The organism is Clostridioides sp. ZZV15-6383, from assembly GCF_020657735.1.
In the GTDB taxonomy this organism is placed as follows: Bacteria; Bacillota; Clostridia; order Peptostreptococcales; family Peptostreptococcaceae; genus Clostridioides; species Clostridioides difficile_D.
This window is the reverse complement of the sequence record NZ_JAGWCV010000008.1, coordinates 25,415-48,697: the sequence shown is the minus strand read 5'-3', so window position 1 is coordinate 48,697 and position 23,283 is coordinate 25,415. Positions and strand designations below refer to the sequence as shown.

At 27.6% G+C, this 23,283-nt stretch carries 19 protein-coding genes; 4 read left to right on the top strand and 15 right to left on the bottom strand.

From position 1 onward, the window contains the following. Window positions 1-87: 87 nt before the first annotated feature. Window positions 88-660, bottom strand: coding sequence for a bis(5'-nucleosyl)-tetraphosphatase (symmetrical) YqeK (gene yqeK, locus KGF42_RS04985; protein WP_054274516.1), 573 nt, complete (start codon window positions 658-660; stop codon window positions 88-90). After that, window positions 661-1,350 (bottom strand): nicotinate-nucleotide adenylyltransferase, encoded by a 690-nt coding sequence (nadD, locus tag KGF42_RS04980; protein ID WP_003416411.1) that lies wholly within the window; start codon window positions 1,348-1,350, stop codon window positions 661-663. Window positions 1,351-1,625: 275 nt separating this feature from the next. Between nadD and recX the strand changes: the two genes are divergently transcribed. Beyond that, window positions 1,626-2,264: a recombination regulator RecX gene (gene recX, locus KGF42_RS04975; RefSeq protein ID WP_054274517.1), complete on the top strand. Its 639-nt coding sequence runs from the start codon at window positions 1,626-1,628 to the stop codon at window positions 2,262-2,264. A 151-nt stretch (window positions 2,265-2,415) separates the two neighbouring features. Next, window positions 2,416-4,419: an alpha-amylase family glycosyl hydrolase gene (locus KGF42_RS04970; RefSeq protein ID WP_227825899.1), complete on the top strand. Its 2,004-nt coding sequence runs from the start codon at window positions 2,416-2,418 to the stop codon at window positions 4,417-4,419. Window positions 4,420-4,784: 365 nt separating this feature from the next. Here KGF42_RS04970 and KGF42_RS04965 read toward each other — a convergent pair whose 3' ends face one another. The 9 genes from KGF42_RS04965 to KGF42_RS04925 all read right to left on the bottom strand — a co-directional run bounded on the left by KGF42_RS04965 (window position 4,785) and on the right by KGF42_RS04925 (window position 15,145). Then, entirely contained in the window at window positions 4,785-5,309 is a 525-nt protein-coding gene (locus tag KGF42_RS04965; protein ID WP_009903232.1) for an ECF transporter S component, read from the bottom strand. Between the two features lie 18 nt (window positions 5,310-5,327). Further along, window positions 5,328-6,470, bottom strand: a complete 1,143-nt coding sequence (locus KGF42_RS04960) for a pyridoxal-phosphate-dependent aminotransferase family protein (RefSeq protein WP_227821095.1) — start codon at window positions 6,468-6,470, stop codon at window positions 5,328-5,330. A gap of 265 nt (window positions 6,471-6,735) precedes the next feature. Then, window positions 6,736-9,099 (bottom strand): FtsX-like permease family protein, encoded by a 2,364-nt coding sequence (locus KGF42_RS04955; protein WP_227825898.1) that lies wholly within the window; start codon window positions 9,097-9,099, stop codon window positions 6,736-6,738. Next, complete coding sequence (locus tag KGF42_RS04950) at window positions 9,092-9,775, bottom strand: ABC transporter ATP-binding protein (protein WP_227825897.1); 684 nt, start codon at window positions 9,773-9,775, stop codon at window positions 9,092-9,094. The genes KGF42_RS04955 and KGF42_RS04950 overlap by 8 nt, the downstream gene beginning before the upstream one ends. A 116-nt stretch (window positions 9,776-9,891) precedes the next feature. Continuing rightward, a complete protein-coding gene (locus KGF42_RS04945; protein WP_227821099.1) occupies window positions 9,892-11,202 on the bottom strand; it encodes a sensor histidine kinase in 1,311 nt (436 codons plus the stop codon). Next, on the bottom strand, window positions 11,196-11,903 hold the full coding sequence (locus KGF42_RS04940; protein ID WP_227825896.1) for a response regulator transcription factor: 708 nt from the start codon (window positions 11,901-11,903) through the stop codon (window positions 11,196-11,198). The genes KGF42_RS04945 and KGF42_RS04940 overlap by 7 nt, the downstream gene beginning before the upstream one ends. Before the next feature lie 303 nt (window positions 11,904-12,206). Continuing rightward, window positions 12,207-14,051, bottom strand: a complete 1,845-nt coding sequence (locus KGF42_RS04935; protein ID WP_227825895.1) for a 5'-nucleotidase C-terminal domain-containing protein — start codon at window positions 14,049-14,051, stop codon at window positions 12,207-12,209. Between the two features lie 210 nt (window positions 14,052-14,261). Next, a complete protein-coding gene (locus KGF42_RS04930; protein WP_227825894.1) occupies window positions 14,262-14,900 on the bottom strand; it encodes a DUF4846 domain-containing protein in 639 nt (212 codons plus the stop codon). A gap of 38 nt (window positions 14,901-14,938) precedes the next feature. Then, window positions 14,939-15,145 carry a hypothetical protein gene (locus tag KGF42_RS04925; RefSeq protein WP_227825893.1) on the bottom strand — a complete coding sequence of 69 codons (207 nt, stop codon included), beginning with the start codon at window positions 15,143-15,145 and terminating at the stop codon, window positions 14,939-14,941. A gap of 207 nt (window positions 15,146-15,352) precedes the next feature. Here KGF42_RS04925 and KGF42_RS04920 point away from each other — a divergent pair, with 207 nt between their 5' ends. After that, window positions 15,353-16,270 (top strand): ribonuclease Z, encoded by a 918-nt coding sequence (locus tag KGF42_RS04920; RefSeq protein ID WP_107595444.1) that lies wholly within the window; start codon window positions 15,353-15,355, stop codon window positions 16,268-16,270. 131 nt (window positions 16,271-16,401) lie between these two features. On the opposite strand, the gene KGF42_RS04915 is transcribed toward KGF42_RS04920, so the two are convergent. Continuing rightward, the gene (locus KGF42_RS04915; protein ID WP_227825892.1) at window positions 16,402-17,736 is read right to left on the bottom strand and encodes a CoA-disulfide reductase; all 1,335 of its coding nucleotides are present in this window, start codon (window positions 17,734-17,736) and stop codon (window positions 16,402-16,404) included. Between the two features lie 340 nt (window positions 17,737-18,076). On the opposite strand from KGF42_RS04915, the gene KGF42_RS04910 reads away from it, so the two are divergent. Next, window positions 18,077-19,465 carry a cation:dicarboxylate symporter family transporter gene (locus KGF42_RS04910; protein ID WP_227825891.1) on the top strand — a complete coding sequence of 463 codons (1,389 nt, stop codon included), beginning with the start codon at window positions 18,077-18,079 and terminating at the stop codon, window positions 19,463-19,465. A gap of 80 nt (window positions 19,466-19,545) precedes the next feature. Here the strand turns inward: KGF42_RS04910 and KGF42_RS04905 are convergent, their stop codons facing one another. From KGF42_RS04905 to KGF42_RS04895, 3 genes are read right to left on the bottom strand one after another with little or no spacing between them, the layout of a single operon-like run. Then, on the bottom strand, window positions 19,546-20,754 hold the full coding sequence (locus KGF42_RS04905; RefSeq protein WP_107595446.1) for an alginate O-acetyltransferase AlgX-related protein: 1,209 nt from the start codon (window positions 20,752-20,754) through the stop codon (window positions 19,546-19,548). Between the two features lie 15 nt (window positions 20,755-20,769). Then, entirely contained in the window at window positions 20,770-22,188 is a 1,419-nt protein-coding gene (locus KGF42_RS04900; RefSeq protein WP_227825890.1) for an MBOAT family O-acyltransferase, read from the bottom strand. A 17-nt stretch (window positions 22,189-22,205) separates the two neighbouring features. Further along, window positions 22,206-23,282: a hypothetical protein gene (locus tag KGF42_RS04895; RefSeq protein WP_227821107.1), complete on the bottom strand. Its 1,077-nt coding sequence runs from the start codon at window positions 23,280-23,282 to the stop codon at window positions 22,206-22,208. Between the last annotated feature and the right edge of the window lies 1 nt (window position 23,283).

The following is a 23,283-nucleotide window of genomic DNA, read 5'->3' as shown; positions in this document are numbered from 1 at the left end:
TACACTTAGTTATTGTAACATATTAATACGATTTTGTAACATAGTCAACTTTAAATTTATTAATATGTTTGCCTTTATGTAGTTTTTTTATAATAACTTTTCTTTAATTAGATAGTTTCTTGCCATAACTGTTCTTGGATGTATCTCTTCTTTTTTATTGATGACAAATATTAAAGTATTATTAAAAGAAGTTAAAAGTGCTTCATCAAGCTTACCTCCATAAGCTAATTCTCTTAATGTATCTACAACTGGGAATTTTCTTCCTTCTTCAATTAAGTCAGCTATGTAAATTATTTTTTCTAAAAGAGACATATCCTCTCTTCCTGTTGTATGGTATTTAATTGCATTTATAATATCTTCATCTTCTACTTCAAACTCATACTCACATATGTATGCCCCAATTACACTATGAGATAAGGAGCGATTTCCATCCTCTATTGGGTCTAAATATATTTCATACTTATTGACATAATCCTCTATTTCCTTGTCACTTAAATACTTTGCACAATCATGAATCATTCCTGCTAAATACGCTTTTTCCTTGTCACATCCATAAATCTCACATAATTTTTCAGCGCATTTTGCAACATTTTTTGAATGGCTAAGCCTCCCCACTGGTAGCATTTGATTTAATCTCTGGTTAATATTTTCTAAGTTCATTTAATCATCTCCATATTGATATAGTTTATTTTCATATAAATAATTCTCTACATTTTCGGGTACTAAGTAACGTATTGACTTGCCTTCATTTAGCTGTTCCCTTATATAGGTGGACGATATATCCAGTGATGGAACATAAACTGTTATAATGTCAGCATTATACTTCTTAGTTAGTTTTTCTATAGTCTCTTGTGACCTTAACAAGCTAATTCCTGGTCTAGTAGCAGCTATAAAAGTAGCTAACTCAAAGTTTTTCTTTACATCTTTCCACTCTTCAACACTACAAATAGCATCTGCACCTGTTATAAAATAAATGTCTGCATTTTTGTATTTCTTCTTTAAGTATTTTAATGTATCTATTGTATAAGTCCTTTTTTTTCTTTCGATTTCTACTTTTGAAACTAAAAAATCTTCGTTGCTTTCAGTTGCTAGAAGTGTCATGTTATATCTATCATACTTGTCTGTAGTGATACATAATTTATGTGGTGGATTTCCTGATGGTATAAAGATAATTTTGTCAATGTCATACTTGTCTCTAATAAATTCTGCTGTTGCTAAATGAGCATAGTGTATAGGGTCAAAAGTACCTCCCAATATACCTATTTTAATTTTGCCTTTATGGCGATTAAATTTCTCTAGTTTTTCAGTATTTTTCAACTCTGCCATCTTAACTAGATTTTCACTTCTCATATTTTGTCTCCTTTTAATGTTATAATACTATTGTACCATTATTTTTTATTTCTTAAAGGTTATAATTTGTTTTTTTGGGTATATAATTATATTTATACACTAAAAAATGCTTTAAAAAATAATTATTTAACATGGTTTCACTTTACTTTTTAATAAAAATAACTTTTTACTATTTTGTCTTAATTTTGATAAAATATAACATATAAATATAAGTTTTTTATTAAATTTTATTAGTTGTTTTTGTTAATATAATTACATACAAAAAGGGAGGATTTATGGGCATAATTACGAAAATAGAACAACAAAAAAGAAATGATGATAGAGTTAATATTTATGTAGACGATAAATTTTTTATTGCTATATTTAAAGAACTTGTTTATACATTTAATCTAAAAAAAGGGAATGAAATAAATGAAGAGGAATTAAAACCCATTTTAGATGATGAAATGTATATAAAAGCTAAAAATAAGGCACTAAATATTTTATCTCATGCTGACCAGTCTGAAAAAAAAATAAAAGAAAAGTTAGCATCAGAATTTGATGAGAACATAATTGAGAGGGTTATAGATTTTCTTAAAAATTATAATCTAGTAAATGATAGTGTACTAGCCCAAAAAATAGTTAACACAAATGTTAACTTAAATAAATGTGGCAAAAACAGAATTAAGCAAAATCTATACAATAAAGGTATCAATAGAAGTACAATTGATGAAGCAGTATCTGAATTAGATAAGGATACTGAATTTGAAAATGCTATGTATCTAGCAAAAAAAAGGTATGAAAGAGTAAAGAATGAAGATAAAAAGAAAATATATCAAAAAATTTCTCAACATCTTTCCTATAAAGGCTTTGATTATGATATTATTAAAAGAGTTTTAAATAAACTTTTAAATTTTGATGAATACGATATATAAGTATAGATACCAAGGAGGTAAATTATGAAATTAATTATCGGTGGTTTAAGCTTTTTATTAGGATTATATAATATATATCAATTATATAGAGAAGATAGTATGAGATAAATATTATTTTTAGATATAATATTTATTATGGAGGAGAAATAAAATGAAAAGTCAAAGAAGATTTAAAATTTTAGATATTGATGTATACCTACAACCATTTGAATCTGATATAAAAAATCGAATGAAGCATTATAAAGATATGAAAGCAAAAATATTAACCAACTATAAAGATTTTAGTTCTTTTGCAAATGCCCATCTTTACTATGGCTTTCATCAAACAAATGATGGATGGTTTTATAGAGAATGGGCTCCAAATGCAGACAGCTTATCATTAATTGGAGACTTTAATAATTGGAACAGAAAATCTCATCTTCTAAAAAAAGTGAGTTCTGACAATTGGGAAATATTTATTCCTGGTAAAGATAGCTTACCTCACAAATCAGAGGTAAAGGTACAAGTCACTGCAAACGGAAAAACATTTGACCGTATACCACTATATATAAAAAGAGTAATTCAAAAAGATTTTGGTGGATTTAATGGACAAATATGGCAACCAAATACTTCATTTATCTGGACTGACAGTGAATTTGACTTAAAAAACATAACTTCTCCACTAATCTATGAATGTCATATAGGTATGTCTACTGAAAGCGAATCTATTGGAACTTATAATGAATTTACTGAAAATATACTTCCTAAGATAAAAAAAGCTGGCTACAATACTATTCAGCTTATGGCTATTATGGAGCATCCATATTATGCATCTTTTGGATACCAAGTTTCAAATTTTTATGCAATCTCCTCTAGGTTTGGTACTCCTGAAGACTTAAAAAATCTCATAAATACTGCTCATTCAATGGGGATTGCTGTTTTATTAGATTTAGTTCACTCTCATGCTGTAAAGAATACTTTAGAGGGAATAAATGAGTTTGATGGAAGTGAACATCAGTTTTTCCACTCAGGTTCAAAGGGAAATCATCCTGCTTGGGGTACAAAACTCTTTAACTATGGTAAACCAGAGGTAATACATTTTTTACTTTCAAATATAAAATTTTGGTTAGATGAGTACCATTTTGATGGCTTTAGGTTTGATGGTGTAACTTCAATGTTATATCATAATCATGGTCTTGGAGTTTCATTTGATAGTTATGAAAAATATTTTAGTATGAATACAAATATTGAAGCCATAACATATCTTCAATTTGCAAATGAATTAATAAAAGAAATTAAACCTAATTCAATAAGTATTGCAGAAGATATGAGTGGAATGCCTGGTATGTGTATCCCTATAAAAGACGGCGGAATTGGATTTGACTATAGACTTTCAATGGGAGTACCTGATTTTTGGATAAAAACTATTTCTAACTTATCTGATGAAAACTGGGATTTAGGTAAAATGTGGTATGAGCTTACTACTAGACGTCCTAGTGAAAAAAATATAGGCTACTGTGAATCTCATGACCAAGCATTAGTTGGCGATAAAACAATTATTTTTTGGTTAGCTGACAAAGAAATGTACTGGAATATGGAAATAAACTCAAATAACCATGTTATCAATAGAGCAATGTCTCTGATTAAACTAATTAAGTTAATAACTTTTTCTCTAGCTGGTGAAGGGTATCTAAATTTTATGGGAAATGAATTTGGGCATCCTGAATGGATTGATTTTCCACGAGAAGGCAATAATTGGAGCTATAAGTATGCCAGAAGACAATGGAGCCTTTCAGAGGATAACAATTTAAAATATAAACAATTATTAAATTTTGATAAAGCCATGCTTGAACTTACAGAATACAGTGATATTTTTATCCAAAATAGCCATGAACTTATACATATGGATAATGATAAAAAGATTTTGGTGTACAGTAAGGGCAAATATTTATTTATATTTAATTTCCACCCTAATCTAATGCAATCAGTTGATATTTCAAAGTTTCAAAATACAAACTACAAAATGATATTAAATACTGATATGGTAGAATTTGGAGGAAACACAAAAAAAGAAAACTTAATAGATTATGATGTATACTTTAGCTCAACTCCACCTTCTTCTAAAATACCTATTGCCTCTCGTACAGCAATAGTGCTTTTAGATAGTAGTATTTAAAGTTGGTTTTCCCAATATAATAACACTCACATTAAAATAAATACTAAAAGCCAAATAACAATTTAAATACAAAATGTTATTTGGCTAATTTAGTTTATTACTATTTAACTATCTTTTACATTCAGTGCTATAATTTCCAACTTTTAATTTGTGGTATTATATTCATCTTAACAGTTTGAGTCTTTAAAGCTTTTCTAAATTTCTCAGCTAAAGAATTCTTTAAACATTTTGCTAGAAGCACTCTTTAAGTCTTCTATAGACTCCCAATGTTGTATCATAATCCACTTTTGAGACTTTTCATCATATAAAAGCTCCGTATCAATAAAACCAGATTGAATAGAATGAAATTTTAGTTCACTTTATATTTATTTTATACATTTTTTCAATACCTTAGAAATAGGAAGCGCTATTATAAGACCTATCAATACTTGCATTAAATTACCTGGTATTGAAGTAAGAGGTACTATAAAATTACCATAAAGTATAACTTCTGTTACATAATATCCAAATAGCATCCAAATTGATGAGACACATATTCCTATTACATTGATTAAAAAATTATTCCCATTATTACCATTTGCCCATGCAATCTTTCCAAGTAAATAACCCATAACTCCTCTAACTATAAAGGTAAACGGTGCCCATAAAGTCCACCCAGATATCAAATCAAAAAGTGACATACCAATAGCCCCTGATAAAGCACCTTTTTTACCTCCAAATACTATTGCTGATATGAACAACATTGCAGTTCCTAAATGCACAAGCCCACCATTTATAGATATTGGTAATCTTATATTTATAAATTTAGTTGCAATAAATACTAATGCTATTAATAGTGAGGTTTCCACCATGTCTTTCGTTGTAAATTTTTGCTTAGCTGTAACTTCCATACTATATCCCCCTATCTATTAAAAATAATACTTATTAAATAAATTTAACAAATTTCCATTTCCTTTGAATCCTAATGCACTTAAACTTTTATCCAAAACATTTAGTACATGTTCTATTTTATTTAGATTTGCATTCTCTCCCATATGACCTATTCTTAAAATAGTATCCATATATTGATTTAATGATGTTGCAACAAGTGTATTATAATTTTTAAACATGTAATCAGTAAGCTTTAAAGCTCCTATACTTTCAGGAATTTTTATAGCTGTAACTGTGTTAGAATACCCTTCTTCTAAAAATAATTCTAGACCATATTCCTCAATAGCTTTTCTAACACTATAAGCTATTTTTTCATGTCTATTTAATACGTTTTCTATTCCCTCTTCTAATATATTATCAAAAGCTTTATCAAGCCCCATTATGTCACTTATTGGCATTGTGTAAGGGAAGTATTTTTTTTCATAATAGCCTTCCCATATATTTAAATTACAATAAAAACCTATTACATCAGTTTTTCTATTTTTTATACAATTTTTTGCATCCTGACTTATCCCAACTATAGTAAGTCCTGCTGGTGCAGAAATAGCTTTTTGTGAACCACCTAATATTATGTCTATTTTAGATTCATCTACACTTAATCTTTCTCCTACCATACCTGCTACAGAATCAACTACAGTTAATATGCCATGTTCCTTAAGTAATGGGCATATTTTACTTACATCATTTAGTACACCAGTTGGAGTATCACAATGCACCACTGTTGCATACTTAAAGTTACTATCCTTATCTAAAAATGCTTTTAATTCATCAATATCTATACTTTTTGTATATTTACTTGAAAAAAGCACATATTCTCCACCATACATTGTTACAAAATCTTTAAAGCCCTCTCCATATATACCATTATCAATTACAAGCACTCTGTCTCCCTTTTCTGTAAGTGATGCACAAGCTGCTTCGAGTCCTAATATGCCTTCACCACTCAATATGTAAACATCATTTTTTGTACCAACTATATTACTAAACTTTTCACATGTCTTTTTATAAAACTCAACAAAATCAACATCTATATCTGGATTTGTTGTCTTTTCTGCTCTTGCTAACCTTACATTTTCCCTAGTTTCTGTTGGCCCTGGTGCATAATTAATCTTATTGTTCATATATATCAGCTCCTCTTTATTTTCTATACAATTATTATACAAAATTTTCATTTTATATGGTACAATTTTATATTTTTCTAGAATTGTACCAATACATTTTCTAATATGAATAATATCAGCCATTAGACATATTCTTGATTACACAATAAAATACAGAGCAAACATCATTTTAAATTGTTTGCTCTGTAACTATACTTCAATCTATTTAATTATCTTTATTATATCCTTTTTTATTACCTAAAAACCAACCATAAATATTTATATTTTATTCACTATATCTTACTCTATCAATAAGAGATTCTTTATTAAAACTTCGTCCTATCAAATAAGTTGTTATAAATTGAGCTATAAAAATACATATAACCATCAGTAGGATTGGTACTATTGGCAAAGAATACGTTGCATAAGATAATCCAGTCTTTTTTAGAACCATAACGGCAATATATCCCAATATCCCCCCAAATAAAATACTTCCTATCATCATTCCAGAAGTATAAGATATCGCCTCTGAATTAAGCATTTTTACCAATTGTTTATTAGTAAGACCAATCGCTTGAAGCATGCCAAGTTCTTTCTTTCTAGTAACTATGCTAGTTATCATTGTATTTACAAGATTCATAAATCCAATCACACCTATTATACCTGTTAGTGTGTATCCCATTATTTTTATAAATGAAATAGTAGCCTTATTTGATTCAATTCTACTATCTATAAAATCTGTTTCTAAAAATCCATTAGATTTAGCAATTTTCTTTATACTATCTTTTACTTCTTGATACTGCCCTTCTTCAGTATATATTCCCAAACTACTTGTTGAATCGTATTTCAAAGTTCTATCTATAAAATCTTTTCCTATACCAAAACTTGGAACTCCCATAGCTATTGCTTGAACCTTAAATTCTTTTTTTATCTCTTTATCTCCATCATATAGAGTTAATTTTATTTTATCTCCTGCCTTTACTCCCATTTCTTTTGCTGTATCAATATGAGTAATTACTATTTCATCCCCAGTTTGAAGTCTTTCAAGATTTATTTTTCCATCTACTAAATTCTTGTTTAATGATTTTACATCATTTTCGTTTATACTTTGCAAAAGGTCATGTTTAAATTCAACATCATAATCTTCCATACCAATCTTTACACTTCTTGCAGACTCTATTTTTTTAATTCCTTCTATTCCCTTTATTTGATTTAAAAAATCTTTACCTAAAGGATTATTCATTTGTAAAATATTCAAATTATTTTTAGGATTTTTATCACTATCCATTTCATAACCAGAAAGTCTAACTTCTATATCATAAGGAAAATGTTCTCTTGCCATCTTCTCAGCATCAAAACTTTCTAAGGAAGTCGATACAGTTATAAATATAGTTCCACTAAGTATAAGTGATGCCAATGTCATGTAAGTACGCTTTTTATTTCTTTCTAAATTAGCATGTGATAATCTCTTTAAATTTATATTTTTATAACCTTTTCTCTTATTTTTGCTACTTATTTTATTTCCAGTATATCTTACTGCATCAACAATAGATACTTTTGATGCCACTTTCATTGGTTTTAAAAGTGATAAAACAACAGATATAAAACTTATTACTGCAACCAATAATATAACTGGTAATTGTGATGATTTTACATCTATATTCATAAATGATTTTATTATAATGTTTGCAAGCACATAACCTAAAATTATTCCTATTGGTATTGATATTCCTGCTAATATAAATCCTTCTTTAAATACTATATTTTTTATTTGTTTTTTAGTTGCACCAATTGCTCTAAGTTTCCCAAATTCTTGAACTTTTGTAACTATTGAAATATAGAATATATTGTATATTACTAAAATACTAGATAATACAATTACTAATCCTACAAAAAATCCACCCATAATTGTTTCCATATCTGGTTTTAAAGCATTTATATAATTTTCATTGACAACTACATTAACAGTATCCAATCCTATATCATTAGCAATCTTATTTAATTTTTCTTTTGCTTGTTCTATTGACAAGTCACTTTTATCTTTTAATTTAACATATATATTAAAATCTTCTTGTGACATATCTCTAGTATTTTTCATATATTTTTCTGATATAAGAGCATTATAATATTTACCCGCTTCAGATATTTCGCTAGTTTTTAAAATTCCAGTTATAATAAACTCTTTTTCAATATAAGATATCTTTATTTTTTCACCTAGCTTCTTATTATTATAACCCAATGCCTTTAAAGCTCCACTATCCAATACAATTTCATTCTCTTTTATTGGCAATTTCCCTTTAATAAATTCGAAATTGTTTAGTTTTAAAGCATCTTCATTCATATATGCTAGAGAGATATTTGAATCATCTTCTAATTTTTCAACACCTACTCCATTCATTTCACCAGACAATTCAATGTCTGCATGATTTCTCAATATATTAACTTGCTTTTCGCCTACATTAGCCAACACACCATGATAATTTCCTGAATACTTTATAGTATTTTCTTTTTGATATGCACCTGCATCAACAATATAAATCCCAATAGATGAAAGCATTAAAGTTGAAAGTATTATAGTGATTATTATTAGAATACTTTTTGATTTATTTTGCTTTAAATTACTTTTTGCTATTTTAGTAGTATTAATCATTTTTATCACCAACCTTTGATACCCTACCATCCTCTATAAATACAACTCTATCAGCCATTTGAGCTATGCTGTCATCATGAGTTATCATAACTAAAGTTTGACTGTATTTCTTAGACATAGACTTCAGTATACTCATAACCTCATCAGATGTTTTAGAGTCTAGGTTTCCAGTTGGTTCATCAGCAAGTATTATAGCTGGTCTTGTAGCCAATGCTCTTGCTATTGCTACCCTTTGTTGTTGACCACCTGATAATGTATTTGGTAAAACGTCGTGTTTATTTTCAAGTCCCAATGATTTTAAAAGTTCTTTTATAAAATTTTCATCTACTTCTCTACCATCTAGACCGATTGGTAACACTACATTTTCCCATACATTAAGAGATGGAATTAAATTATAGCTTTGAAATATAAACCCTATTTTTCTTCTTCTAAATACAGCAAGTTCTTCTTCTTTTAATGTAAATATGTTTTTATTATCTATGTACACCTTTCCAGATGTAGATATATCAAGACCTCCTATCATATGTAAAAGTGTACTTTTTCCAGAACCTGATTTTCCTATTATTGCAACAAATTCACCTTCATTTATTTCTAGGTTAACATTATCCAAAGCTCTTACTAAGCTTTCTCCTTTTCCATAATGTTTTGATAAATTTTCAGTATATAATATTTTCATAAAATTATCCTCTCATTCTAAGTTATTATTACCCCATATTTTATTACTTTTTATTTCTGGAGTTGTTTATACTTATATAATAAATGTAGAGGCTTACATTTTCCTTTCATTTAATATTACATAGTTGTAAGAAACAAAGAAAACTTACTTCCTCTCCCTACTTTTGAAGAAACTATAATATTTCCACCTTGTTCTTCTAAAATTTTTCTACTTAGATACAATCCTACTCCACTACCTTCTATAGATTCAATTTCCTCAGATACACCTCTATAAAAACGCTTAAATATATTATTAAATTCATTTTTTTCAATTCCTCTACCATTATCCTCTATTATAACTTTAAAGTAATTGGCAGTTTCTTTTACAGATATATTTATTTCTCCATTTATTTGTGTATATTTTACAGCATTATCTAGTACATTAAAAATACTCTCTTCAGTCCATTTTTTATCATGTGGTATAATCCTACTGTTAAGTTCATTTAAATTTAATGTTATGTTTTTATTCTTAGCTTTAGGAGTTACACTTTTTACGGCATTTAGAATAGTGTTTTTTATGTCATTATCTTCTTTTTTTATGTTTATCATGCTAATTTCTAGTCTTGATATGTTTACTAAAGAATTTATTAAATTTTCTAATTTATTTATAGAAGCTTTGTTGGTTAATAAAAACTCATTAGCTTCATCTTCTTCTAATTCCTCTTCTATAAGTAATGTATTGTATAATTTCAAGGATGCTAAAGGAGTTTTTAATTGATGGGAAATATCTGTTACCAATGATTTTACACTTTCTTTTTCTTTTTCTAATTTAATAAATTTTATCTTTAAACTTCTATTCAACTCATATAAACAGTTATTTATCTTACTAAATATGCCTTCTTTAAAATACTCATTGTATTCTACTAGATAACCAGATTCTTCTAACTCAGTACTTTCCTTCAAGTAATTTTCTTGCGACATCTTATCTACTATAAAATAAATTTTACTCAACCTTTTATTTATGCATCTTATAAAATAATATATTATACCTATAACAACTATAAACATCATAAAAAAAATAAAAATTGACTCTCTAAAAAAAGATTTTAAGTATAGAGCAAAATTTTTATCATTTGACATTTTATTTTCTAATCCATATCCAAATTGTTTAAGTGCCTTTTCTCCAATAGATGCCTTACTATAATCAGAATTATAAATAGACTTTACTATATCTACCTCATCATTTGGATATTTTTCAATCAATATTCCAGCAATATTCTGAGTATTTTTTATTTGATGTTCATACAGTTTATGTAATCTACCGTATTCAAAAAATATAAATACAAGGGCTACTATCAATACAGATAAAACAGAATATACAATAACCCTTCTCATTATATAATCATCTTTCACACTTAAGCCATCTTTGAGGCTCACATTTTTTAACATTTTTTTATACTCCTTTCCCCCCACATATATCCAACCCCTCTTACTGTTTTTATGTACTTAGGTTCAGATGGATTTTTTTCAACTTTTTGTCTAAGTCTTCTTATATTTACTGCAATCGTATTATCATCTACAAAATTGCCACTATTATCCCACAAAGATTCTAACAGTTGCTCTTTAGCCAATGTCTGCATAGAATTTTCCATCAAATATTTTAATAGTTTAGTCTCTGTTTTACTTAAAATTATCTCTTCTTCCTTATCATCAGTTTTTATAATCAATTTATTTTCTATATAGTGAAAAAATAAATCATCACAAACCAATAGAGTATAATTTTTTACTGTATTTACCCTTTTCATAAAGGCATTCACTTTTGATATTAATACCATCAAGCTAAATGGTTTTGTAATATAATCATCTGCACCTAAATCATACCCTGTGACAATATCCACTTCTTCATCAAGAGCTGTCAACATTATTATATAGACATCACTTTTCTTTCTAATCTCCTCGCAAAAATCAAAACCACTACCATCAGGTAGACCTATATCAGAAATAATTAAGCTTATCTCCTCTTTTGCAAAAATATTTTTTGCTTCTTCTATACTAAATGCATTAAAAACATTGTATCCTTCTTTTTTTAATTTAAAACTAATTCCTCTATTTAAAGATTTGTCATCTTCTAAAAGTAATATATTATTCATCCTTCTACCCTCCATTATTATACATACTAGCTAAATTATATCATACTAGTAAAACCATTTTATTTATCAATTTGTAAATATATAAGAAGTTGTTTGCATGATTTTATTTACTTAAACAAAAATTAAACATACTCATAGTACAATTTAATATGATTATTTTTTATAAAATATAATTTTACTCAAAAATAATCATGCTTAAGTAAAAAAAACAAAGGAAATTAAGATTTATATAACTAATTTCCTTTGCTTTTTTATTATTGTCTTAGATTAAATTACTATCTACTAACTTTTGCTCATTAATTTTTATTTTGACTTTTTACTCTTTAAATCTTTTTGATTAAAATTTAATAAGTATATTAATGTACTTGAAACTATAAATATAGTCATACTATTTGAAAAACCTAAATCTCCTGTTTTAGGAGATTTTTCTTTAGTTTCCCTTTTGGACACTCCTATAGTAGAACTTTCTCTAGGATTTCTTTTATCAAATTTTTTATTTTTATCACTATCAGAATTTTCTATATCGTTATTAGGGATACTCCCTTCATCATCATTAATATTTACTTTATTTTCACTTAATACAAAATCATCCTTATGATTATTACTTATTAACCCATCTTTAGATTTAATACTAATTCTTCCATCTATACTTTTCGATATTTCTTTTTTGTACTCTATATATTTAATCACTATGCTCTCTAGACTTCCAAACTCCTTTAGTATTGGTTCTTTTGAAAAACAAGGAAACTCATCCCCACCTGATGCTATATAATCATTAGTTGCAACTACATATTTTTTATTCAAATCTAATGGCTCTCCATCTTTTAGAATATCTGTTATTTTTTCTCCTTCTTTTTGTTTTGGGTCAAAGTGATATGAAATTCCTCCTACTTGTAAAAAGGCGGAATTTTTCTCTGGATAAAGCTTTACTCCATGCTCCAATACATCTTTAATTTGTGTTCCTGTAAGCTCTTTAGTAACTATTGTATTGCTAAAAGGGAATACGTCTACAATATCTCTTCTTGTTATATTCCCTTTCTCTATCGTATCCCTAATATTTCCTCCATTAAATAAAGAAATATCAGCCTTAGTTTTATCCAGTAAAATATCACCTATTAAATTACCTAAATTAGTTTCTTTTGTCCTTACATTTTCATACGAACCATCTAAAGTATTTTTAGTTACACCTATAACTTTATCTAATATTTCTTCTTGTTGTTTTTTTATTTCATCAACCTTTTTACTTATATTAGAATCAAGCTTATACCTTAATGCTTCTTCTTTTCCGATTAATCTAGCTGATTTATTTTCTATTTTTATATCTTCTATATCATTAGTATCCAAGGTTAATTTTACCTCACCAATATTCTCTAAATATTGTCCAGTACTTACAATCAATGTATCACCCACCTGTTTGCCATTTTCAAACTTAGTATGACTGTGTCCATCAATAATTAAATCAATTCCTTGGACCTCATTTGCTATATCTATACTATTTGGCTTACTTAAACTATTCGTACCAATATGACATATTGCAACTATTACATCTGCACCTTTTCTTTTTAATTCACTTACTTGCTCTGTTGCACTTTCTATAGGATTTCTAAACTCCAACCCTTCTACATTTTTAAATCCAGTTTTGCTCTTTGTTTCTTGAGTTGAAAGTCCAAAAAATCCTATTTTTATCCCATCTATTTCTTTTATATCATTACTATCAAAAACTTTTTTACCATTTTCAAAAATATTTGCTGATAAGAATTTTAAAGTATTTTCTCCTGAATTAGCACTTTTGGATAACTCAAATAATCGGTCTTTTCCATAATTAAAGTCATGATTTCCAGGAGCAATATAGTCATATCCAGCACATTTAATCAATTCCATTGCATCTTTCCCTTTATCCATATTTACTAGTGGAAGTCCATGCAAACAGTCTCCTGCATCTACTAAAATTGAGTTTGGAGTTTCTTTTTTCAATGTAGCTAGATTACCTATTTGTATATGTTCATTGCCTTCAGCATATCTTCCATGTATGTCATTAGTGTGAAAAATAGTTATTTCTTCAAATCTCTCTAGCCCATAAGAAATAAAACTCTGACTTGTTGTAATTAGAATTATAATTACCAAAATTAAATACCTTCTAATTTTCAATATAAATTAGCCTCCTCAAATTAGTTTTGGCTTTAGTATAAAACTTATATTTTACATAAAGCTTTTTAGATTAATATTAAAATATATAAGACTAATTACTATGATTTTTAATATTTATCTATCAATTTAATTTTGTCCATATCCAATTAGTTTTAATCTAATTACATTTTTTCACATCTATATTTTTCTTTTATTTTATATAAAATTATTTTAGAACCTTTTTAATTGTTCTCTTTTAAAAGTCCATTGAGGTATTGTCAAATCCCCTTCAAAATCTAAACTATACCAAGGACTTAAGTTTGTATTTTTACGATTAATAAGAAGTTGAGTTTGTTGTGCAGGCATATAGCTTTGAGCTATCATAAATACCTTTTCTCCAGTTTTTTCATTTTCTGCCATATCCATGATTATACTTGCATGCCCTGGACTTCCACCAACTATAAACACATCTCCTATTTTCATATCTTCAACTTTTACAGGTTTCAATTCTTTTTCAAGAGATAAAGTTCCTGAATAAGCAAACACTATATCCATAAACTTTCTAAAGCTCTCATATGATGTTGAATATTCAGCTGCTTTATACCAACTTGAACCACTATCTTTTACTGAAATTCTATACCCTTGCGCCCATTTTGAATACTTAGCCTTAAAACCATCAACAAAATCAAAACTTATTTCATCATATCTCTTATTCTGATACAAGTATTCTGCTCTCATAAGCATAATTGCATCTGCACATTGATGCAAATCTCTATTACCAATATCAACATCAAATACACTATCATAGATGCCTTTTGATTCCTTAGTTCTACCATCATAATACTTGACTTTCTCACCATAATTTTTCAACTTAGTACTCCTAAGAAATGATTCAAAACTTCCTTTTTCTACGTAACTCTTTTAAATCCTTTTGGTGGCTCATACCTATCTTTCAATATATTTGCATCTTTATGTACTATTATAGGCTGTTCATCTTTTTTAGAATTTTGAATTTTATTAGACTCTTCAGCTACTTTTTTACTTTCTCCATTACTACAACCAACTAAAGTTAATGTAATCAATGACAAAACAGTAATTTTCTTTAATACTTTCATTAAATTTTCCTCCTTTAAATGCTCCTAAAGATAATTTTCACTTTTTGCTCCCAAAATTTTTATACATTGTTATATAAAAACTCTATTTGACAATATTTCTTGACTCAAATACACATTTATTGTTATATTTAATGTTAAAATAATTATAATAGGATATCATAATAAAAACAAACAACAGATTTGTGTTAATTTTAGAAAGGGGAAAAAATGATAGATTTAACTTTACTTGGATGTGGTGGAAATGTACCTATGCCAAACAGATTTCTATCCTCCGTATTTATAAACTATAAAGGTAGAAAAATACTAATTGATTGCGGCGAAGGTACTCAGGTATCTATGAAGCTAAAAAAATGTGGCTTTAAAGATATAGACTTGATTTGTATAACCCATTTACACGGTGACCATATATTTGGACTTTTAGGACTTTTATCAACAATTGGAAATAGCGGTCGTACAAGTGATTTAACTATAATTGGCCCAGTTGGAATAGTCGATTGTATTCGTTCTATGAGAAATTTAGTAGAATATGTACCATATACTTTAAAAATTATAGAAAATCCTCAAGGTAATTTTTCTTTAGATAATGAATTTTTAAAAAATCTAGAAATCTCAACAATCAATTTAGAACACTCCATAGAGTGCTTGGGATATAGTTTTAATTTTAGAAGAAATCCCAAATTTGATATAGATAAGGCAACTAAAAATGAAGTTCCTAAAATATTATGGAAGAAGCTCCAAGAAGGTCAAAGTATAGTTTTAGATTCCAAAACATACACTCCAGATATGGTCTTAGGAAAATCAAGAAAAGGAGTTAAGATAAGTCTTACAACCGATACAAGACCTATAGAATCAATACCAGACTTCATAAAAAATAGTGATTTATTTATATGTGAAGCCATGTATGGTGATGACTTAGATATATCAAAAGCTGTTAAAAACAAACATATGACTTTTAGAGAAGCTGCGAATCTTGCAAAACTAGGAAATGTTAAACAACTTTTACTAACACATTTTAGCCCTTCTCTAGATATACCTAATATGTATTTAGAAAATGCTACTAATGTTTTTGAAAATACCATTCTTGGAGAAGATAGATTAAGTTTACATTTAAATTTTGATGAATAATTTAATGTAATCCTTATTTCTAAGAATTTAGAATAAAAATTTAGGAATGAATTTTACCTTGATAAAAATATTTTCGGTAAATTCATTCCTTTAATTACCTGTCAACTATATTAACTATAATCTAGATACTATTATTTAGATACATTTCCAGCTACATTTAAAACATCCCATGTTCTTGCAAATGGTGGAGCATAACACAAATCTAACATTCCAAGTTGATTTGTAGTCATTTTTCCAAAGATAGCAGCTGCCAATACATTTGCTCTTTGGACAGCATCCTTAAACCCTGCCACTTGTCCACCTAAAATAACTTTTGTATCTGCATCATAAACAAGCTTTACATGTATTTTATTTCTACCTGGATAATAGTGAGTTTGATTATAGTCAGAAATAAATTTAGATTTAACATTTATACCTAAATCTTTAGCTTGTCTTTCTGTAATTCCAGTTGATGCTGCTTCCATATCCATAATCTTTATACAACTTGAAGATAATGAACCTTGATAAGAAACTTCTTTTCCTGCTAGGTTCTCTCCTACTATCCTACCCAATTTATTAGCTCCAGTAGCTAAAGGAACATATACATTTTCATTACTTACTATGTTCTTTATAGTTGCACAATCTCCAGCAGAGTATATATCTTCTACAGAAGTTCTTCCATACTCATCAACTACTATAGCTCCATTTTTTAGCATTTTTATATTAGTATTTGACAAAAACTCTGTATTAGGTCTCACACCAGTAGCAATTATTACTACATCTGTATCTATTTCCCCTTTGTTTGTTATAACTTTTTCTACTTTATCTTCTCCATACAGTTCTACAACCATTTCATCCAAGTGCAAATTGACATTATGTCTATTTATTTCTTCTTCTAATACATCTGTAATTTCCTTGTCAAATACTTGTGGTAATATTCTATCTTCCAATTGAATTACATCTACATCTTTGCCTAATTTCTTACATGCCTCAACTGCTTCTAGTCCTATAAAACCAGCTCCTATTATCGTAATTCTTTTATTTTCTTCATTACTTAAAAGTTTTTTTAGATATTCTCCATCATATAAACTTTTTAATGTAGAAACATTCTTCAATTTTATGTTTTTTATAGGAGGCATAATACTTCTTGCTCCAGTGGCTATCATCAATTTATCATAGTAGTCTTCATATATTTCATCTGTTTTTACGTTTTTTACTTTTATTTTCTTAGATTCACTGTCAACTTCAACGACTTCTCTAAATATATTTAAATCAATCCCAGCTTCTCTAAGTTTTTCAGGTGTTCTTGCTAATAGGTCATCAGCATCATCAAAAAATCCACCAACAAAGTATGGCAATCCACAAGCACCAAAAGATACTATCTCTGTTTTTTCATAAACAACAACTTCATACTCAGGTTTTATTCTTTTTAATTTTGCTGCAGCACTCATACCAGCTGCAACACCACCGATTATTACTACTCTCATTTTATCTCTCCTTCGATGTCTAATTAATTTCTTTACTTATTTTAAGCTTTTCATTTGATATATATTCTATGTAAACATTTTTTATAATAATTTTACGTTATTTATTTAACATTTTTTTATTTGAAATCAAATCTTATAAAAGCCATTTTATCCTTTCTTACCCTAGTTCAAATTCTTTAAACATATATTATACCCTATTTCTACGTATTTAATCACATTTTTAAAATTTAAATCTTCTTACTCTATTTAAGTAAATTGTGATATAATATTGACATTTTTTTAATATATTGATATCATTTAAACTTAGAAAAATTTATTTTTAAATAAAGGAGAAAAAATATTGGAAAGTTCATTTTTATCACAATTTCTTATGATTACAGATTTTAAAACGATTTTCTTCATAGCCTTACTTCTAAGTACATTTTTTATTGTTAGACAATTTGAAAAGAAAAAAATCAAATTTTCATTGAGAACAATATATGCTACAATACTAGGACTCATATTGGGAATTATAATCCAAGCTTCTGCTGGTTTTCCTAATGATACCACTCAAGTCACTTGGCTACAAGAAGTAAGTAAATGGTATAGCCTATTTGGTTCTGGATTTATGGACTTATTAAAAATGTTAGTAGTACCTTTAGTTTTCTTATCCATTATAAAAGTAATTATAAATATGAAAGATAACAATCTTGGAACTCTGACTTTTAAGTCTTTAGGGATGCTTCTTGCTACTACTGCTATAGCTGCAATTGTTGGAATTGTCGTTGCAAATATAATGAAGTTAGGTGTAGGAGTTAATCTACCTGCTTTAGGTGGAAATCAGGAACTTAAAGAAATAAATTCTCTTGTAGATACTTTAAGAGGATTACTGCCATCTAATCCTGTAATGGCTATGGCAAATGGAAATATTGTGGCTACAATAATATTTGCTACATTTATAGCTACCTCAATAAAAAGACTAAGTAAAAAACATTTTGACACAATAAAGCCATTTATAGATTTTATAGAAGCATCTTACAAGATAATTGTAAGTGTATCTATGACTGTTATCAAATTTATGCCTTATGCTGTAGTTGCTCTGCTTGCAAATACAATAACTTCCCAAGGTATTAGCTCAATAGTCTCTGTTTTATATTTTATATTAGCTCTTTATATATCAGTTGCAATATTATTTATTATACATTTAATTTTTATAACTTTAAATGGTCTAAATCCCATTACTTATATAAAAAATTCAACTGAAGCTTTACTTTTGGCATTTACTTCACGTTCTAGTTTAGGAACATTACCTGTAACGATAGAAAGCCTAGTACAAAATCATGGAGTTGATGAGGGTGTATCAAGCTTTACAGCAAGTTTGGGTGCAAATATGGGTATGAATGGTTGTGCAGGTATATATCCTGCTTTAATGGCTGTAACTCTTGCTAATATGGCTGGAGTAAACATGGATATGAGTTTTTATGTTATGTTGTTAATTGTTATAACAATTAGTTCATTTGGAATAGCAGGACTTCCAGGAACTGCTACAATGGCCGTTTCCGTTGTTATCTCTGGAGTTGGTCTTGGTTCTTATTTTCCATTAGTTGGTGGTATACTTGCAATAGACCCTATACTAGATATGGGACGCACAATGATAAATGTTAATGGTGCTATGGTATCATCAATTACTGTAGGAAAATCACTTGGAAAAGTAGATAAAGAAGTATTTAGTAAGAAAAATATTTCTTAAAATAATTATCAAAATAAATGGCTAACTTTTAAACAGTTAGCCATTTATTTTTTATTTTATCAGAAAATTGCTTTATAAATTTACTCACAAAACGGGAAAAATTCTTTTGTAAGATTTTGAGGATAGACAGATATAAAAACAAAGTCATAATCCTGAGACTTTGCATATTCTAGTATGTCTCCGTCATAATATCTAGGGTCTATCATATCTATAGTTGAACAAACAGAGGAAAAGAATGCTGCTGTTGGTACAATTAAAGAGTCTTTAACAAATAGAACTTTTAATCCTTCTGGATTTTCTATATTTTTTATTTTAACTAATGGTCTATTCCCCAATAAGTATGTAAAATACTTATCCGATTGTCCATCCATTAAATTAAGGTCTGCATTAAAAGGATATGATAATATCAAGCTCTCTTCAAATCTTCCTTTTAACTCAAATTTTTGAGATTTAGAATCTGTATAATAAGTATAATTAGTCTTAAACTTAGGATAAATTAATGTAAAGTCATCTATACCACCATATAAAATACCAGTCTTTCTTCCCATAGAACCAAGAAATGACTTAGGATATACAATTGAATTATAATTTTTCTTATCTCTATAGTAGTAATTCTCATCTAAATTTATACTGTATTTCTTATTAAGTTGCTCAACTAGTTCTCCAAATGCCCAAAAAGAAGTTTCTACTCTCCAGTGATGGTCTGTTTTAAAAAACAAATCATCTTTTGGAATACCACTTTTTAAAATATTTTCCCTAAAATCAATATAGTCAACATTGTACTTTTTTAGTTGATTTAGAAAATTATCTGCTGTCTCATTACTATAAGAATAAGGTATCCCTTTTGGAAATTTTGTCACTCCTTTTATATACTTATCTGGAGTCATTAAGTAAACCAATTTAGTATTTTGTTTTTCCATTTCCTTAGAAAATTTTCTTACCCTATCTGCTATCACACCAACTGGATTTGGAGCTTTGGCAAAATACGTATAATGCATCTTTCCAGAAGTATCTTTTACAACACTAAATTTTGAAAACTCATTTTTGCCCATCAACTTTTGTAAATATCCATAAGTTTCAATAAATGTATTTTTATATATTACTTTATCATTTACTGTATTATCAATAGATGATATTGTATCTTTTAAACTACTTTTTTCAGCAACTGAATTTTTTATTTCCTGCATCATATCTTTTCCAGAATAACAAATATTAAAGATAGAGAAAGTGAATAAAACAATTAAGAACATAATTGCAGTTATTAATCTTACTTTAAAAAATCTATTCATACTTTTCCTCCCCAACTAAAAATTAAAATAAATAAATGGATTATAGCTTCCAGTTACTAAATATGTCACAGAAATAAAGAACAATAAAATAGCTGAGATTGGATAAAATACATTAAATATCATACTACATTTAGCTTGTTCAACTACAAACTTATTGATTTTCTTCGCAATAGGTACACTAAAAATAAACGCAAATATAAAGAAAATCCAGTATTCTTTTAAAAACATATATGTATAATCACTCCATATAACTCCATTGCCTCCAAACATAGCTTTGAAATAATTATATGCTTCTTTTAAATTAGGTGACCTAAACAATACCCACCCAAAATTAACTACTAATAAAGTATAAATATGTTTTATAAAATTGTGATTTTCAATCTTTTCAAACATTATAAATCGCTCTATAATCAAGAAAACAAAGTTTAAAATTCCCCAAATTACAAATGTCCACTCTGCTCCATGCCATATTCCAGTAAATAACCACACTATAAACATATTTCTAATCATAATATCTTTATTTGCTACTCTAGAACCTCCAAGCGGAAAGTATATATAACTCTTAAACCACATTCCCAAAGAAATATGCCATCTTCTCCAAAATTCAGTAATTGACTTTGATATATATGGATAATTAAAGTTCTCTTCAAATTTAAAACCAAACATAAGACCTAAGCCTATAGCCATATCTGAATAAGCAGAAAAATCAAAGAATATTTGCAGAGTATAAGCTATCGAACCAAGCCATGCAAGTGATGCAGCTATTTCTCCTTGACTATTCATAGTATAAATGTAGTCTGCTACTATAGCCATATTATTTGAAATTAATACTTTTTTGCCTAAACCTGTTATAAACCTACAAGTCCCAACGGAAAATTTATTCCAATTTTCTTTTCTATTGAGAATTTGTTCTGCCACACTTTCATATCTAACTATAGGACCTGCTATTAATTGTGGGAAAAATGCTATATATAGTCCCACATAAAAAGGATTTTTTTGAACTTCTCCGTGTCTACGATATACATCTATAACGTAAGACATTCCTTGAAATGTAAAAAATGAAATTCCTATAGGTAAAACAATACTAGGTATAGTCAATTCAGTGCTAATAAGTTCGCTAATATTTCTTAGTGCAAAAGCTAGATATTTAAATATAAATAAAATGCCTATATTATATGCACACATCAAAACTAAAAAAATTTTTACTTTTATTTTACTTTCCCTATATCTATCTACTAGTAAACCAAATATATAGTTCATTATTATGGAAGCTATCATAATAACAACAAATTTTGGTTCTCCCCAAGCATAAAAAAATAAGCTAACAGCTAGCAATATCATATTCTGTATCGTTCGATTAAACCTAAATATATAATACAATACCAAAGTTATTGGTAAAAAATAAAATAAAAAAATTAAGCTTGAAAATAACACAATCTAACCTCCTCTCTTTACTTAGTTTTTGAGTATTTTTTCCAATACAAATATATTCCAAAGCATATTATTACTAGAGATATAAATAAAATTCGAATAAATGTTATGATATTATTCATAAAATTTATTTTTTTCATATCTTGTACTGTTGGTGATTGCTCAGGAGATACTAATGTATATGGAACACCATCCTTATCTTTTTTATTAATACTCCAAGATTCAGTCAATGTTATTTTCTTTCCAATTTTGAACTTATCATCAACATTAACTTGTAGAATGATTTGCCCAGGTTTGGCTTTATTACTTAATGTTAATTTACCTTTTTGAGATATACTTACATTATCTTGTTTTCCCATAAGAGAATACTTAATTTTGGAATTACTTTCAAGACCTAATACATCATATTGACTTATACTTTGACCCAATACTGGTATTTGTACTTCTTCATCGCCAGTTATTTTAATATTATGCAAAGATTCTAATTTATCCCCAGCCAATAAAGACATCTTTTTTATAGTAACAACATTATGTTCTTCATCAGACGGAATAAACGTAATTCCCCAACTAACAATATTTGAAAGCATATTCGAGTCCAGCACCACATTACTTTTCTCATTTATAAGATTATTAAAATTCACATAAATTTTGCCCTCAAATTTACCTGGTACTTCTATACATCCATCTTTTATTTTATCTGAATATATTATATTTTTATCTTCAAAAAATATTTCACTGCCTTCTTTTAACCTAAATTCAAGCATATTCTTACTTTGTATACTTAAATTTACTCTCTGAGAGCTTTTATTTTTATTTTGAATCTCAATATAAAAATTATGGTACATACTCCAATTTTCTTTCACATTTTGGTAAATATATAAGTAACGTTCCTTATCACTTTTAGAACTATCTGTTTCTATTTTTATACTTGTATCTTCGTGTGCAATTTTAGAACTTAGGTTATTCTCTATCTTTTTAAAAGATAAATCTAAGGTTTTGTCACTTGTTGCTGAACTTATAAAAGTAGCATTTATTAAAAAAATAAACACAAAAATAAGATATTTTACAGAACAAAAAAACACTTGTAAAGTCTTCATT

What these genes read in the sequence shown, in the direction of transcription:
- yqeK (WP_054274516.1), bottom strand. Translation starts at nt 660, where the DNA reads ATGAACTTAGAAAATATTAACCAGAGATTAAATCAAATGCTACCAGTG.
- nadD (WP_003416411.1), bottom strand. Translation starts at nt 1,350, where the DNA reads ATGAGAAGTGAAAATCTAGTTAAGATGGCAGAGTTGAAAAATACTGAA.
- recX (WP_054274517.1), top strand. Translation starts at nt 1,626, where the DNA reads ATGGGCATAATTACGAAAATAGAACAACAAAAAAGAAATGATGATAGA.
- KGF42_RS04970 (WP_227825899.1), top strand. Translation starts at nt 2,416, where the DNA reads ATGAAAAGTCAAAGAAGATTTAAAATTTTAGATATTGATGTATACCTA.
- KGF42_RS04965 (WP_009903232.1), bottom strand. Translation starts at nt 5,309, where the DNA reads ATGGAAGTTACAGCTAAGCAAAAATTTACAACGAAAGACATGGTGGAA.
- KGF42_RS04960 (WP_227821095.1), bottom strand. Translation starts at nt 6,470, where the DNA reads ATGAACAATAAGATTAATTATGCACCAGGGCCAACAGAAACTAGGGAA.
- KGF42_RS04955 (WP_227825898.1), bottom strand. Translation starts at nt 9,099, where the DNA reads ATGATTAATACTACTAAAATAGCAAAAAGTAATTTAAAGCAAAATAAA.
- KGF42_RS04950 (WP_227825897.1), bottom strand. Translation starts at nt 9,775, where the DNA reads ATGAAAATATTATATACTGAAAATTTATCAAAACATTATGGAAAAGGA.
- KGF42_RS04945 (WP_227821099.1), bottom strand. Translation starts at nt 11,202, where the DNA reads ATGTTAAAAAATGTGAGCCTCAAAGATGGCTTAAGTGTGAAAGATGAT.
- KGF42_RS04940 (WP_227825896.1), bottom strand. Translation starts at nt 11,903, where the DNA reads ATGAATAATATATTACTTTTAGAAGATGACAAATCTTTAAATAGAGGA.
- KGF42_RS04925 (WP_227825893.1), bottom strand. Translation starts at nt 15,145, where the DNA reads ATGAAAGTATTAAAGAAAATTACTGTTTTGTCATTGATTACATTAACT.
- KGF42_RS04920 (WP_107595444.1), top strand. Translation starts at nt 15,353, where the DNA reads ATGATAGATTTAACTTTACTTGGATGTGGTGGAAATGTACCTATGCCA.
- KGF42_RS04915 (WP_227825892.1), bottom strand. Translation starts at nt 17,736, where the DNA reads ATGAGAGTAGTAATAATCGGTGGTGTTGCAGCTGGTATGAGTGCTGCA.
- KGF42_RS04905 (WP_107595446.1), bottom strand. Translation starts at nt 20,754, where the DNA reads ATGAATAGATTTTTTAAAGTAAGATTAATAACTGCAATTATGTTCTTA.
- KGF42_RS04895 (WP_227821107.1), bottom strand. Translation starts at nt 23,282, where the DNA reads ATGAAGACTTTACAAGTGTTTTTTTGTTCTGTAAAATATCTTATTTTT.